Origin of the sequence: Pseudomonas sp. S06B 330 (genome assembly GCF_002845275.2) — a bacterium.
In the GTDB taxonomy this organism is placed as follows: domain Bacteria; phylum Pseudomonadota; class Gammaproteobacteria; order Pseudomonadales; family Pseudomonadaceae; genus Aquipseudomonas.
The window spans coordinates 2,954,079-2,968,266 of the sequence record NZ_CP088149.1 but is presented as its reverse complement, the minus strand read 5'-3'; the positions used below and the strand labels follow the sequence as shown (position 1 = coordinate 2,968,266).

12 protein-coding genes are annotated in these 14,188 nt (G+C 61.1%); 6 read left to right on the top strand and 6 right to left on the bottom strand.

Annotation, left to right across the window (positions count from 1 at the left end):
* Positions 1-57: 57 nt before the first annotated feature.
* The gene (locus tag CX511_RS13215) at positions 58-1,572 is read left to right on the top strand and encodes a nucleobase:cation symporter-2 family protein (protein ID WP_101293625.1); all 1,515 of its coding nucleotides are present in this window, start codon (positions 58-60) and stop codon (positions 1,570-1,572) included.
* A 201-nt stretch (positions 1,573-1,773) separates the two neighbouring features.
* Complete coding sequence (locus CX511_RS13210) at positions 1,774-2,805, top strand: hypothetical protein (RefSeq protein ID WP_101293626.1); 1,032 nt, start codon at positions 1,774-1,776, stop codon at positions 2,803-2,805.
* On the opposite strand, the gene CX511_RS13205 is transcribed toward CX511_RS13210, so the two are convergent.
* Both CX511_RS13205 and CX511_RS13200 read right to left on the bottom strand, forming a co-directional pair.
* Positions 2,732-3,898, bottom strand: a complete 1,167-nt coding sequence (locus CX511_RS13205) for a site-2 protease family protein (RefSeq protein WP_101293627.1) — start codon at positions 3,896-3,898, stop codon at positions 2,732-2,734. The genes CX511_RS13210 and CX511_RS13205 overlap by 74 nt on opposite strands.
* A 123-nt stretch (positions 3,899-4,021) precedes the next feature.
* Positions 4,022-4,444: a PA0061/PA0062 family lipoprotein gene (locus CX511_RS13200; RefSeq protein WP_101293628.1), complete on the bottom strand. Its 423-nt coding sequence runs from the start codon at positions 4,442-4,444 to the stop codon at positions 4,022-4,024.
* Positions 4,445-4,613: 169 nt separating this feature from the next.
* On the opposite strand from CX511_RS13200, the gene CX511_RS13195 reads away from it, so the two are divergent.
* The 4 genes from CX511_RS13195 to CX511_RS13180 all read left to right on the top strand — a co-directional run bounded on the left by CX511_RS13195 (position 4,614) and on the right by CX511_RS13180 (position 9,925).
* Positions 4,614-5,306: a response regulator transcription factor gene (locus CX511_RS13195; RefSeq protein WP_101293629.1), complete on the top strand. Its 693-nt coding sequence runs from the start codon at positions 4,614-4,616 to the stop codon at positions 5,304-5,306.
* A complete protein-coding gene (locus CX511_RS13190; protein WP_045185096.1) occupies positions 5,306-6,667 on the top strand; it encodes a HAMP domain-containing sensor histidine kinase in 1,362 nt (453 codons plus the stop codon). The genes CX511_RS13195 and CX511_RS13190 overlap by 1 nt, the downstream gene beginning before the upstream one ends.
* Positions 6,668-6,740: 73 nt before the next feature.
* Positions 6,741-8,990, top strand: a complete 2,250-nt coding sequence (locus CX511_RS13185; RefSeq protein ID WP_101293630.1) for a TonB-dependent siderophore receptor — start codon at positions 6,741-6,743, stop codon at positions 8,988-8,990.
* 20 nt (positions 8,991-9,010) lie between these two features.
* Positions 9,011-9,925, top strand: a complete 915-nt coding sequence (locus tag CX511_RS13180; RefSeq protein WP_101293631.1) for an alpha/beta hydrolase — start codon at positions 9,011-9,013, stop codon at positions 9,923-9,925.
* 94 nt (positions 9,926-10,019) lie between these two features.
* On the opposite strand, the gene CX511_RS13175 is transcribed toward CX511_RS13180, so the two are convergent.
* The 4 genes from CX511_RS13175 to CX511_RS13160 form a co-directional block, all read right to left on the bottom strand.
* Positions 10,020-10,832, bottom strand: coding sequence for a LuxR C-terminal-related transcriptional regulator (locus CX511_RS13175; protein WP_101293632.1), 813 nt, complete (start codon positions 10,830-10,832; stop codon positions 10,020-10,022).
* Positions 10,833-10,922: 90 nt separating this feature from the next.
* The gene (locus CX511_RS13170) at positions 10,923-12,404 is read right to left on the bottom strand and encodes an aldehyde dehydrogenase family protein (protein ID WP_101293633.1); all 1,482 of its coding nucleotides are present in this window, start codon (positions 12,402-12,404) and stop codon (positions 10,923-10,925) included.
* Between the two features lie 55 nt (positions 12,405-12,459).
* Positions 12,460-13,503 carry an alcohol dehydrogenase catalytic domain-containing protein gene (locus tag CX511_RS13165; protein ID WP_231353295.1) on the bottom strand — a complete coding sequence of 348 codons (1,044 nt, stop codon included), beginning with the start codon at positions 13,501-13,503 and terminating at the stop codon, positions 12,460-12,462.
* Positions 13,504-13,595: 92 nt separating this feature from the next.
* Positions 13,596-14,183, bottom strand: coding sequence for a DUF3156 family protein (locus CX511_RS13160; RefSeq protein WP_101293634.1), 588 nt, complete (start codon positions 14,181-14,183; stop codon positions 13,596-13,598).
* Positions 14,184-14,188: the final 5 nt, after the last annotated feature.

Genomic DNA, 14,188 nt, shown 5'->3' with positions numbered 1-14,188 from the left:
ATGCGACTGAGACCGTGCTGTTAGACGCATCAAAATAACAAAAGCGAGCTACTCACCATGACATCTCCCGCTTCATCTCGCCCAGAGGACGAGAACCTTGGTATTGGCGCCAACCTGGCCTACGGCCTGCAGCATGTGCTGACGATGTACGGAGGCATCATCGCGGTTCCCCTGATCATCGGCCAGGCTGCCGGCCTTTCGTCGACCGAGGTTGGCCTGCTGATCGCCGCATCGCTGTTCGCCGGTGGCCTGGCCACCTTGCTACAGACACTGGGTATTCCCTTCTTCGGCTGCCGCCTGCCCTTGGTCCAGGGGGTGTCCTTCGCCAGCGTCGCGACCATGGTCGCCATTCTTGGCAATGACGGCTCGGGGGGCATGCCTGTGGTGTTCGGGGCGGTGATCGTGTCGTCGTTGGTCGGTTTACTGATCACACCGCTGTTCTCACGCATCATCAAATTCTTTCCACCGCTGGTGACGGGCATCGTTATTACCACCATCGGCCTGACCCTAATGCCCGTCACGGCGCGCTGGGCCATGGGCGGCAACAGCCAGGCCGCCGACTTTGGCAGTACGGCCAACATATCCCTGGCGGCATTCACCCTGGTTACCGTGCTGCTGCTCAGCAAACTGGGAAGTGCCAGTCTCTCGCGCCTATCGATCCTACTAGCAATCGTCATCGGCACTCTGGGCGCGATGGCCTTTGGCATGACCGACTTCTCCCAAGCGCTTGAAGGTCCGCTGGTCGCCTTGCCCGAGGTCCTGCATTACGGCGCTCCGCAGTTCCAGATCGCCGCCATTCTGTCGATGCTGATCGTGATTGTGGTGACCATGGTCGAGACCTCCGCCGACATTCTCGCCGTTGGCGAGATCATCGGCACCAAAGTCGACTCTAAGCGCCTTGGTAACGGCCTGCGCGCAGACATGATCTCCAGCGCCCTGGCGCCATTGTTTGGTTCCTTTACCCAGAGCGCCTTTGCGCAGAACGTTGGCCTGGTCGCCGTGACCGGCGTGAAGAGCCGCTACGTGGTGGCCACCGCAGGCCTGATTTTGGTGACGCTCGGGCTGCTGCCGGTGATGGGACGGGTGGTCGCTGCCGTGCCCACTGCCGTCCTCGGAGGAGCAGGCCTGGTACTGTTCGGCACCGTCGCGGCCAGCGGCATCCGCACCCTGGCCCAAGTGGATTATCGCAACAACATGAACCTGATCATCGTCGCCACATCGATCGGTTTCGGCATGATTCCCATTGCAGCGCCGGGCTTCTACCAACATTTCCCGAGCTGGTTCGAAACTATTTTCCACTCCGGCATCAGCTCGGCAGCGATCATGGCCATCCTGCTCAACCTGCTGTTCAACCATTTACGGGCCGGCAACTCCGACCAACAGTCGGTTTTCGTCGCCGCCAGTGACCGCACCCTGCGCTACCGGGATATCGCCGGGCTCAACGAGGGTGACTTCTTCCGCGATGGCAAGTTGTTCGACTGCGACGGTAACGAAGTGCCGATCATGGAGAGTGACGAGCACCCCGAGCCTGCCCCAGCACGCCGTAAAGCAACCCTCGAGCAGGTGCACTGACCCGGCAATCAGTTAAACAAAGCGGCGCGCCAGCGCCGCTTTCAACGCTTCGTAATTGCTGATGGATCCGGCCCGAACGCAATACCAACAGTGCACGGCGCCTGACACTGGCTGTGCGCTCCCAGTCGGTGCGGTCAATACCGCCAGCATTGCCCATCGGCTATGATGACCGCCCGTCTGACAGCTGGAAGTCCGATCCTCATGCTCAAGCCCCTGGCCGTCCTGGCCCTCGCCAGTGCTGCTGGCTACGCCAACGCTGCGCCCAACGACCTCGCCGGTGTTTGGCAAGGTACCCTCGGCAAGTCCCCGATCACCGCCTGCTTTAACGCCGCCCCCGACAGCAATGGCAGCTACTACTACCAGCGCTTCCTCACGCCGATTCAGCTAAGTCAGGAAAAGGCCGGTGAACCCTGGGCTGAAGACGGCAACACGGGGCTCTGGCAACTGGACGCCCGCCAAGGCGATACGTTGACCGGAACCTGGAGCAAGGCCGCAGGCGGCACGCCGTTGCCCTTGGCCCTGACACGCTCAAGTGCCGAAGGCTGCGGCGGCGATGCCTTTAACGCGCCAATGGAGGCGGCACCCCTGCCCGTCAAGGTTGAGAAAAACACCTTCGGCGAGCGCGCCTATCAGGTCAGGACCCAAGGCGCCCAGGTCACCTTAAAGCTGGAGGGGGATGAGCCGGCTATTCACAAGATCAATCAACACCTGGCACGTCTGGCCATCAGCCCCGAGGGCCAGAACGCGTTCTTCAGCGAGCGACGTGAATACCTGGGCCGCAATGGCTCCGCCTACACCAGCGAGATCAGCGTTGCCCCCACGTACTGGTCGTCTCAGTGGATCACCGTCAGGTTTTACCGCTGGAGCGCAGGCTTTGGTCGCAACGGCATCAGTTGGGGCTTGCACACCTGGAACCTGCAAACCGGTGAAAGCGTCGATCCCTGGACCTGGCTCGGTACGCGTTTTGAGTGGTATAGCCCCTTCTCCGGGTATGTCAATCTGCCGACAAATGTCGCCACCTGGCTCAAGACCCAGGCCACGGCGGACAGCGACTGCCCCGACGTGGCGAGCTACGAGAACTACGACCTGAGTTTCGACACCCAAGGCATGCGCCTGGCCAATCAGCCCACCGGCGATGGCTGTGACGTTGACCTGACCTTCAGTTGGAAACAGCTGGAACCGATGTTCTCGGCACAGGGTCGGGCAGCGCTGCCGAGCTTGCAGGTGCCGTGAGCAACACCTGGATGTAGCCGGTCAGCCGTTCTTCTCGCGAGCCTTGCGAACGATCCTGGCTGTTATGGGCCAGGCGCACGGCCTGTCCCACACAGTGCATCATCTGCTTGGCATCGCCCGCAAACGCAGCGCGCAGCGCCAGGCAGCGCGGCCGGAAGCTTGGCGAGTACCAGTCGGTTTCGGCGTTGAACAGATAGCCCTGCAGCTCGCCGGCATCGCCCTTAAGCATCGCCCGGGAGAAGGTCAGCTCCGCACGCACAATGGCAAGCAGTAGCATGCAGTGCTTCAGCGCCAGGGGGTGCGATGCCAACAGGGCATCCAACTCATCCCCAAGCGCCACGGCACCTGCCCAATCCGCCCGGTTTTGCCGGGCATACACGCGATAACCCAGCGCACTCAACGACGCTGGCAGCGGCTCGGCACCCAGGTAGTCAAGATCGGCACCGGGCAAATCCTCAGCCTGCGTACCCGCAACACTCAGGGCGATCAGACGCACATGGGCCAGCGCCTGGCCCTGTTCATCTGGTTTGTGCAGCCAGGCTAGAAATCCCGCACCATCACTGACCCGCCCCGCCCCGACCGTGGGCACCAGGTTGGCCAACCCTGTGCTCAGATTGCACACCCCGAGCGCCAACACCAGCGCGGCGAACGCGCCGCCAAGCAGCGGATAAAGAACCAGGCACAAGCCTGCGAGCAACAGGTTGAGCAACGGCCCCATCACCGTGAACACCAGCATGGTCCGACGCAATGGCTGGTGCGGCGGATGCGCTGCCATGACATAGCCGCCCAGTGGCTGGCCTTTGGCGCGGCGCGACCAGCGCACCTTCCAACCACGTCGCAGCGGTTGAATCTCCATGGCCAGCACCCGCACCGACAGCACCGTCATGCCACACCATTTGGCGCCCAGATAATGCCCGCCTTCATGCACGCAGAGGCTGACCACCCCGAGGAGGAAGGCCATGAACATGGCTGAAAACGGCTGCAGGCCGATATCAATACTTTCGCCCAAGATGAGCGCTGGCAGAAAAAAGCCTACGGCGCCAATGGCCAGTTGCAGCAGTACCAACAGCCGATGTATCCCTTTGAACAGCATTATCGAGTCCTTTATAAACGGCCACGCCGGCGTGCCGGGTCAAGCGGGCCGCGCATTGAAACACCGGTATTGGAGCCAGATCAATTTTCATTCTCAGACCAATCGACTGGGCGCTGCTTCACCTCACATCAGGCAATAAAAGTCGCTGACTTCTGCAACAATCTCACGCTTGTCGTTGTACAACCGCCCTTCAGGCGTGAACGCCATCGAGCGCCCCTCAAGCACATAACGTTTGCCCGCTTCGAAATGCGCGTAATTGAGGGTCAGGTAACAAAGGCGTACGGACGGGCCGCCCATCAAACCTACGCCCGCGCCGCCGGCCACTTCGAAGTTAAACCGAACGATCAGTTCATGGCTGCCAGGGGTGACTTGGAAAAAGCGCCCGTCGCTCAGCCTCTGCTTATCCAGGCGCTCAGCCAAGAGCAATCGGTCATTAGGGAATGGCGTAGAGAAATCGACCCAGGCCATCTGTGGATTCGCCACCGGCAACGGCGCCTGACAACCTGCGACAACACAGGCAGCGAGTAACAGCATCAAGGTACGCATGTTGAATGTCCAAGGGTTAGGCGCTCAGCATAACGCCGACCAGAAAGGTTGGCAGCCCGTTTGCGGGGGCTTGCTCGTCACTCCCCTGTGACGCTTCGTACAATTGCACAGCCTTGATAAAAATGAGATATTCGCGACTGTGAACCATTCTCATTAAATCAAAGAAATCATGCCCCCTAACCTGCTTTTGGTAGAAGACGACGCTAGGCTGCGCAACGATCTGACCGCGCACTTCCGCCAGCGCAACTTTGTCGTCACCGCCTGCGCAGACGGCTCCCTTGGGCTGGTTGCTGTACAGACCAAGCGCTTCGACCTGGTACTGCTGGATATCATGCTGCCCGGTCTGGACGGGTTATCGCTGCTCGAATCCTTGCGCAGCAACCAGAACATACCGGTGATGCTGATGTCGGCGCTGGGTGCCGAGCAGCACCGGATTACCGGTTTTACCCGGGGCGCCGACGACTACCTGCCCAAGCCGTTCAGCCTGGCTGAACTGGATGCCCGCGTCGATGCGCTGCTGCGGCGCATGGCGATGGTACAACGTGCACCGACGACCCGGCAGGACGGCGCGCTGCGGTTCGACGAACCCGCTCAGGACATCACCCATCAAGGCCGCTACGCTGGCTTGACTGCTTCCGAATACCGTTTGCTGGTCACCCTGTACGAGCACCCGGGTGAGGCATTGAGTAAGGTGTTTCTCTATCAGCACGTGCTGCACCGGATCTACACCCGTCTCGATCGCGGGCTTGATGTGCATGTCTGCAACCTGCGGCGCAAGCTAAGCGCGGTCGGCGCGCACCATGTGCAGATCCAGGCAGTGCGCAGCCAGGGTTATCTGCTGATGGAAACGGAAAACACCTGATGCGCCGTCACCCCCTGCTGTGGAAGCTGGCCCTGTTGCAAGTCTGCTTCTGCCTGTTGCTGACCTGGATCATCTGGATCTGGGGCCTGTCAGCGGAACGCCAGACCTATTTTCTCGACCCCGCTGACCGTGTCTATCTGGCGCGTTACGCGCAGCAGGCACAGGACATCTGGCGCCGTGAAGGCGAAGCCGGAATAGAGCGTTATCGCGCCGAACTGGCGGCCAAAGAAGACACCTGGGTGGCGATCATAGGCCCGCACCTGCAAAGCCTGGGCAGCACACCGCTGAGTGCCGAAGAAGCCGGCCACCTGACCTTTATGCGCAAGCTCGACTGGCCAATGAGCCGTCGCCTGCAGGATGAGTTGCCCTATGTCAGCATTGAGTTTCCGCAGCACCCGGAACAGGGGCGTTTGGTCTTGCAGTTGCCCGAGCACTTGCTGCCCGGTGGCCTCACGCCCTGGACCCACCTGATCAGCCACGGCTTGCTGCCAACCCTGCTGGCCGCCCTCCTCGGCCTGCTGATCTATCGCCACCTGGTGGTACCGCTCAACCGCCTGCGTAACCGCGCCGATGCCCTACGCGCCGACGACCTGGACAGCGACGGGCCGGGTATGCCACTGCTCGACCGACGTGACGAACTCGGTGAGCTGGCGCAGGCCTTCGAGCACATGGCCGAGCGTCTGCGCCAGAGCCTGGGCCAGCAGCGGATGTTGTTGCGCACCCTGTCCCACGAGCTGCGTACGCCATTGGCCCGCCTGCGCATTGCCCATGACAGCGGCCTCGCGCCGGAACAGCTGCGCCAGCGCCTGGACCGCGAAATCGATGATATGCAGCGCCTGCTGGAAAACACCCTGGACCTGGCGTGGATGGACACCGAACGCCCGCAACTGCCTACCGAACCGGTGTTGCTGCTCTCGGTATGGGAAGCGCTTCGCGAAGACGCGTGCTTCGAGAGCGCCTGGGACCCCGCGCGCCTGCCCTGCTCCCTGGGCCTGGACTGTTACGTGCAGGTACACCTCGACAGCCTGGCTCAGGCCTTGGAAAACCTGTTGCGCAACGCCATCCGCCACTCGCCGGTAGACGGCCAGGTAAGCTTGAGCGGACGCCGCGAGGGTGACTGCTGGCACCTGTGCCTGAGGGATCACGGTCCCGGAGTCGACGAGCAGGACCTGGAACGGATCTTCCTGCCCTACCAACGCCTGGCCAACCACAGCAGCGAGGGCTTCGGCCTCGGCCTGGCCATTGCCCGCCGCGCTATCGAGCTGCAGCAGGGCCGTTTATGGGCCAGCAATGGCCAGCCCGGGCTGTGCCTACACCTGTTGTTACCCGCGGCAGGAGGCGAGAAGTGTTTAGAAAGTTAATGCGCTTTACTATCAAATAACAGTCATTATCATTCGTGATCTTCCCGTTCCAAGCTGTCCCCGGAGATCAACGATGTCGTCCCGTTCGCTGCGCCCTTTGGTTCCCTTCCTGCTGTCCAGCTGCTACCTGCTGTCCTGCGCCGTACACGCCGCCACCGAAAGCCCAGAGAACGGCCAACCGCCAGCGTTGGTACTACAGACCCAGACCATCGTCGCCACCGCCAAAGAAGAGACCAAACAGGCCCCAGGCGTGTCGGTGATCACGGCTGAAGACATCCAGAAGCGCCCGCCCGCCAACGACCTGTCGCAAATCATCCGCACCATGCCGGGAGTCAACCTGACCGGCAACTCCACCAGCGGCCAGCGTGGCAACAACCGCCAGATCGACATTCGTGGCATGGGCCCGGAGAACACCCTGATTCTGGTCGACGGCAAGCCGGTCGGCAGCCGCAACTCCGTGCGCTACGGCTGGCGCGGCGAGCGTGACAGCCGTGGCGACACCAACTGGGTGCCGGCCGACCAGGTCGAGCGAATCGAGGTCATCCGTGGCCCCGCTGCTGCCCGTTACGGTAACGGCGCGGCCGGCGGGGTGATCAACATCATCACCAAGCAGGCCGGGACCGAAACCCACGGCAACGCCACGGTGTACACCTCCTTCCCGACGCACAAGGACGAAGGCGCGACCAAGCGCATGAGCTTCGGCCTCAATGGCCCGCTGACCGAGAACCTCAGTTACCGGGTCTATGGCAATGTGGCCAAGACCGACGCCGATGATTGGGACATCAACCAAGGCCACGAATCGGAGCGCACCGGTAATCAGGCTGGAACCCTGCCCGCTGGCCGCGAAGGCGTGCGCAACAAGGACCTCAACGGTTTGCTCAGCTGGCGTTTGACCCCGGAGCAGACGGTGGATATCGAGGCCGGGTTCAGCCGCCAGGGCAACCTCTATACCGGCGATACCCAGAACACCAACAGCAACGCCAATGTAAAGAGCATGCTCGGCCACGAAACCAACCGCACCTACCGTGAAAACTACTCGCTGACCCATCGCGGCGAATGGGACTTCGGCAGCTCCATGGCCTACCTGCAATACGAAAAAACCCGTAACAGCCGCATCAACGAGGGCCTGGCTGGCGGCACCGAGGGCATTTTCAGCGATACCAGCTTCTACACCGCGGTGCTGCGCGACCTCACCGCCCACGGCGAGGTCAATTTGCCCCTGCGCGTCGGCCTTGACCAGACCCTGACCCTGGGCAGCGAGTGGATGCAGCAGAAACTCGACGACCCCAGCGCCAACACCCAGAGCACCAGCGAAGGCGGCGCGGTCGACGGCCTGGCCAGCAGCGGGCGCGACACGTCGTCGGCGGCGCAGATCTTCTCGCTGTTCGCCGAGGACAATATCGAGCTGGCGCCCGGTACCATGCTCACCCCAGGCCTGCGCTTCGACCACCACAGCATCGTCGGCGACAACTGGAGCCCCTCGCTCAACCTGTCCCATGCCCTGAGCCAGACCCTGACCCTCAAGGCGGGTATCGCCCGGGCCTACAAGGCACCGAACCTGTACCAATTGAACCCTGACTACCTGCTCTACAGCCGTGGCCAGGGCTGCTATGGACAAACCACCAGTTGCTACCTGCAGGGCAACGAGAACCTCAAGGCCGAGACCAGCATCAACAAGGAACTGGGGCTGGAGTACAAGGCCAATGGCTGGGTGGCTGGCCTGACGTACTTTCGCAACGACTACAAGAACAAGGTCGAGTCCGGCCTGGCACCCGTAGACCAAGCCTCAGGTGGCAGCGGCAGCAATGCCAACGCAGCGGTGTACCAGTGGGAGAACGTGCCCAAGGCACTGGTCGAAGGCCTGGAAGGCACCTTGACCATTCCACTGGCCACGCAACTGACCTGGAACAACAACTTCACCTACATGCTGCAATCGAAAAACAAGGAGACCGGCGATTATCTCTCGGTGACCCCGCGCTTCACCCTCAATTCAATGCTCGATTGGCAGGCCAGCGAAGACCTGTCACTGCAGGCGAGCGTCGCCTGGTACGGCAAGCAGACGCCGAAAAAATACGACTACCACGGCGACCGCGTGACGGGCAGCGCCAACAACCAACTGTCGCCCTACGCCATTGCCGGCGTCAGTGGCACCTATGCCATTACCCGCAACCTGAGCCTGACCGCCGGGGTCGACAACCTGTTCGACAAACGCCTGTACCGCGAAGGCAACGCCCAAGGCGTGAACAACATCGCAGGCGCTGGCGCAGCGACCTATAACGAACCCGGGCGCACCCTGTACACCAGCCTGACCGCATCGTTCTGAACCTATAACGAGATCGCCTGATGAGACCTTTTACCCGGCCCCTGGCCTGGGCCTTCGCGATGCTGTTGCCTGGGCTTGCGCCCCAGGCGCAGCCGGCGCCGGACCAGCCGATGGACAGCCAACTGCTACAACGCCAGGATCTGTCCTACCGCTTCAGCAGTCTGCAACTGGACTCGGCCGACGGCCAGCGCCATTACCAGCTTTGGATCGGCCAACCGCGCCACCCTGCCCCGAAGGACGGCTACCCGGTGCTGTGGATGCTCGATGGCAACGCTGCGATCGGTGCGCTGGATGCCGAGCAGCTCAAGCGGCTGGAGCCAAGCCGTGCGCCGCTGCTGGTGGCCATCGGTTACCAGACACCGCTGCGCATCGAGCGCAACGCCCGCACCTTCGATTACACCCCACGTGTTGCAGGCGTGGCGACCCAGCAAGACCCACTGACGGGACAACCCAGCGGCGGTGCCGACGCGTTTCTCGACCTCTTGCGCCAACGCATTCGCCCGGCCGTGGCCGCACAGGTGCCGATCAATACCCGCGAGCAAACGCTATGGGGGCACTCCTACGGTGGCCTGTTGGTACTGCAGGCGTTGTTCAAGCAACCGGGAGAGTTCCGTCACTATGCGGCGGCCAGCCCGTCGTTGTGGTGGGGTGAGCAAGCGATCCTCGCGCAAACCAGGGGCCTTGAACAACGCCTGCACGGACAGCAGGCTCAGCTGTTGCTGATGCGCGGCAGCGCCGAGCCGACATCTCCGCGTGGGCCGGCTGACCCGCACGCGGATCGCCTGGCGCGACAGTTGGTGACGGATCTGCAAGGGCTACCTGGTTTGACGCTGAAATATCACAGTTTCGATGGACTGAGCCATGGCCAAACCCTGGCAGCGTCACTGGGGTATGTGCTGAAAACGCTTTACTCGCGGGATACCCCCGCCCCTTGAACAGCGGAACCGTGCAGGCCTCTCAGGCGTGCACAGGTTCAGTATCCTTGCCCAATTGGCGCTGTTCATCGATAACCGGTGTGGGCCGTAGTGCTCAACTGAGCATCAGCAACCTGGACGATTCTCCCTTGATCGCTTGGATGAACAGCGCCAACAATTCGGACTGACTGCCAATACCCAGCTTCTCATATAGATTTTTCCGGTGAACCTTTACCGTCGCCGGGCTGATTCGCAACTTCTGCGCAATGGATTGACTGGAGTGTCCTTGTAACAACAGCCGGACGACTTCACACTCACGCTCAGTCAAAGAGCCACGTCCAAAGTTAGCAAACGCTTCCTGGACCAGATGGTCATGGTCATCCACCGGTCTGGCAGTGGCCTGACTGTTTGCCTCCCACGCTGCGCGCACAGCCGCGCCGACAACCGGGAGAGCGCTTTCCAGTTGTCTTATTTCATCATCATAGAACCTCGTTCGCCCTCGTCGCCGCATCAGCGACAGCACGGCATGGGTGCCAGGGCGCAAGGTGATGAAGAAGCCGACTTCTTCGCACAAGCCCAGATGGTGATAGTAGGTAAGAAAGTATTCGCTGTTGTAGAACTGGTCGGGTGCCAGCTGACGCATGCTGTACACGCCGTCTGCCTGGTCCGGGTGGCTGGCCAGGTAGAACGGATCCAGCAGGTAAGGACCGGTCTGGTACTCATCAATGAAAATACAGCGCTGCTCGGGGGTAAAGGTGTCAAACAGCGCGAGCGGGCGATAGCTGCCTTCATAAATGAAAAGTACGAAGTGATCGGCGATGCTCAATCGCCTCAGCCAGGCGGCTAGCGCCCGCAGCTGATGGCCACCGGGAGGCTGCGTCAGCACATCGACAACGCTACGAGTCCAATCAGTCAGATGCAGTTGCATGACAGCAAACCTCAAAGGATTCGGGAAGACCAGTGGAGTAACACGGTGGCGCTTGAGGGTATCTTCAATGACGCCACCGTTGCATCGGTTTTATTTAAGGTACCAGCCCCAGTCCTGATCACTGTCGTAGCGGGTGATCTGTTTGATTTCCAGGTAGTTGTTCAATCCCCACTCGCCCAACTCGCGACCGATACCACTCTGTTTGTAGCCGCCCCAGGGTGCCTCGGTGAAGGTCGGCTGTGAGCAATTGATCCAGACAATGCCAGCGCGCAGCTTACGCGCCACTCGCTCAGCACGTGCCAGGTCTTTAGACATCACGGCTGCCGCCAGACCGAAACGCGAGCTGTTGGCTGAACGCACCGCCTCAGTTTCATCGTCAAACGGGCGGATGCACACCACCGGACCGAAAATTTCCTCGCGCCAGATCCAGCTGTCTGGCGGCACATCAGCAAAGATGGTCGGTTGCAGGTAAAAGCCTTTGTCGAAGCCGGCCGGACGTGTACCACCATAAACAAGTCGAGCGCCCTCCTCTTTCCCGGCGGCGATGGCGGTCAATACCTTATCGTACTGCCCCTTGCTCACCAGCGGTCCGAGCAACACGCCGCCTTCCAGGCCATTACCGATGCGGACTTTTTCGGCCTCTTGCCGTAAGCGTTCGAGCAATGGTGCGTAGAGATCTCGCTGGACCAGCACCCGAGACGTGGCTGAGCACACCTGCCCCTGATTCCAGAAAATGCCAAACATGATCCACTCGACAGCCGCCTCGATATCGCTGTCTGCAAAAATGATGAATGGCGATTTGCCGCCCAGCTCCAGGCTGATGTTCTTGATGTCGTTCGCGGCCGCCTGCATGATCCTGCTGCCGGTGGGCACGCTGCCGGTGAAGGCCAATTTGTCGATACCCGGATGCTCGGCCAGCGCAGCGCCGGCGTCCTGGCCCAAGCCTGGAAGCACATTCAACACCCCGGCAGGCAGCCCGGCAGCATCAGCGATGCGCGCCAGCTCTAGCGCAGTCAAAGGGGTCAGCTCGGACGGCTTGAGGACCATGCAACAACCGGCGGCCAAGGCCGGAGCCACTTTCCAGGCTGCCATCAGCATGGGGAAGTTCCACGGGATGATCGCACCGGCCACGCCCACCGGCTCCTTGCGCACCACCGAGCTGAAGCGCTCATCGGCCAAGGCCACGGTTTGTTCTTGGTTAGCATCCAGGCCTTCGGCGAGATCGGCATAAAAATCAAAACAGCCAGCGCTGTCACCGATATCCCAAAGGGCCTCGGGCAGCGGTTTGCCGTTGTCGCGCACCTCCAGCTCGGCCAGCGCCTGCTGACGTTCACGGATGCCTTGGGCAATTCGACGCAGTACGGTGGCGCGAGCTGCGCCGTTCATGTGTGGCCAAGGCCCCTCATCGAAGGCGTGGCGTGCAGCCTGCACCGCCAGGTCGACGTCGGCAGCGGTGGCAGCGGCAACCTTGGCGATCGGTGCCTCGCTGCTCGGATCGAACGTATCGAAGGTCCCACCTTCGACCGGATCTACCCATTGGCCATTGATGTAAAGCTGAGTATCGGCATTCATGATTGAGCTCCAAGCAAGCAACGCAGTTGGCGCTTGCGCGCCAACCGGACCCGGTTCAGGAAATTTTCAGCACTTTGCGGCCCACCACCGTTCCTTGGCGAATCTGCGCGAAAATCTCGCCGATCTCTTCCAGGGTGGTCAAGCTCGCCTGAACCGCGACCAAGCCATTGGCGGCGAACTCCACCGCCTCATGCAGGTCTTGCCGGGTGCCGACGTTGGAGCCGCGGATAGTTAGCTCCCAGTTGACGATGCGGTCGATGGAGCTGCGTACCTCATCGGCAGCGCCGCCCGGTTGGCCAATGTAGATCGCGGTACCGCCGGGACGCAGCAGTTTCACTGCCAACTCGAATGCCTTGTTGGACGTGGCCGTCACCAGCACGCCATGCACCCCGCCCAGCTCTGCGTGAATCGCACTTTCAGGGTCTTTCAACACGTTGTAAACGCGCTCGGCGCCCAAGCGGTGGGCCAGTTCCAGTTTTTCATCGCTGACGTCAACGGCGACAACTCTCAGGCCCATGGCCTTGGCATACTGCACCGCCACATGGCCCAGGCCACCAATCCCGATAACAGCCATCCACTGCCCCGGACGGGCTCCCGAACGCTTAAGCCCGCGATAGGTCGTAACCCCGGCGCAGAGAATCGGGGCAAGGGCGTACAAGTCAGCGCCCTCCGGTACTTTTGCCACGAACGCCGCCGGTGCAATCATGTACTCGGCATAGCCTCCCGGTTTGCTGTAGCCGGTGGCCTCGCCTTGTTTGCAAATAGTCTCCATGCCGGCACGGCAATACTCACAAGCGCCGCAGGCGCTGTACATCCATGGCACGCCCACCGTGTCGCCGACCGAATAGCCAGTGACCCCCTCGCCCACCTGGGCAATATGTCCGGTTACTTCATGGCCGGGAATCAACGGCAGATTGGGCGGTGTAGGCCAGTCGCCATCGCAAGCATGCACATCACTGTGGCATACGCCACAGGCCACGACTTTGATCAGTATTTCACCGATGCCTGGCTGTGGAATCGGTACTTGCTCAAGGTTCAGCGGCCCGCCCAACTCACGAAGAATAGCGGCTGTCATGGTTTTCTTGTTTGAGTCCAACATAACTACGTCCTCATGAAGTAACGTTTTTTGGCAACACTGCCCCTCGCGCACGGGTGGAAGCCTGTGCACGGGTGGCTGATTGATGAATACGCTCAGCTTGCTAATGCTAGGGAACTAGTGGCTTGAACAATCAAAGAGATGTGTTGGATGAGCAGCACCGTGCTGTCCACCTCAGCGGGTGTCGGTTGGCGGCCGTATTTCACCGGTGGTATGAGCATCCAGACAAAGTCCCCATAGTTCGGGCTCAACTCCACCTCACAGGTTTTGTCCACCGCGTGGTAACGGATACACAAGCCCCCCAGTTCCATGGCCACACACAGGGGAAGCACAACCGCACTGGCACTCAGTTGATCACGCAAGCCTCTACTGCCCGGATTGCCGACGAAACTCGCTGTTCGGCTTGAAGGCTTCCAACCGCGGTAGCGCAGACGAATCACCATAGAGGCGGCGCCTAAGTCCACCGCAACTTTCCAACGCCAGCGACAGGTGTAAATGCGTCCAATCACCTTGCTGGACAAGCGATGTTCAAGAACCAGATCATTTGCCGCCAGACAATGGTCAAGGGCCGACACGGCGCGTACACCCTCAGCACCGTCATAACCCATGTACTGGTCAAAGCGTGAAACCGTATCCCGAAGCATCTGTTGCGCGCGACGGTCGATGATCGAATAAAGATCCATGCCCT

Bases quoted from the DNA above. Each gene is read 5' to 3' on its own strand.
- CX511_RS13215 (WP_101293625.1), top strand. From the start codon at position 58: ATGACATCTCCCGCTTCATCTCGCCCAGAGGACGAGAACCTTGGTATT.
- CX511_RS13210 (WP_101293626.1), top strand. From the start codon at position 1,774: ATGCTCAAGCCCCTGGCCGTCCTGGCCCTCGCCAGTGCTGCTGGCTAC.
- CX511_RS13205 (WP_101293627.1), bottom strand. From the start codon at position 3,898: ATGCTGTTCAAAGGGATACATCGGCTGTTGGTACTGCTGCAACTGGCC.
- CX511_RS13200 (WP_101293628.1), bottom strand. From the start codon at position 4,444: ATGCGTACCTTGATGCTGTTACTCGCTGCCTGTGTTGTCGCAGGTTGT.
- CX511_RS13195 (WP_101293629.1), top strand. From the start codon at position 4,614: ATGCCCCCTAACCTGCTTTTGGTAGAAGACGACGCTAGGCTGCGCAAC.
- CX511_RS13190 (WP_045185096.1), top strand. From the start codon at position 5,306: ATGCGCCGTCACCCCCTGCTGTGGAAGCTGGCCCTGTTGCAAGTCTGC.
- CX511_RS13185 (WP_101293630.1), top strand. From the start codon at position 6,741: ATGTCGTCCCGTTCGCTGCGCCCTTTGGTTCCCTTCCTGCTGTCCAGC.
- CX511_RS13180 (WP_101293631.1), top strand. From the start codon at position 9,011: ATGAGACCTTTTACCCGGCCCCTGGCCTGGGCCTTCGCGATGCTGTTG.
- CX511_RS13175 (WP_101293632.1), bottom strand. From the start codon at position 10,832: ATGCAACTGCATCTGACTGATTGGACTCGTAGCGTTGTCGATGTGCTG.
- CX511_RS13170 (WP_101293633.1), bottom strand. From the start codon at position 12,404: ATGAATGCCGATACTCAGCTTTACATCAATGGCCAATGGGTAGATCCG.
- CX511_RS13165 (WP_231353295.1), bottom strand. From the start codon at position 13,503: ATGTTGGACTCAAACAAGAAAACCATGACAGCCGCTATTCTTCGTGAG.
- CX511_RS13160 (WP_101293634.1), bottom strand. From the start codon at position 14,183: ATGGATCTTTATTCGATCATCGACCGTCGCGCGCAACAGATGCTTCGG.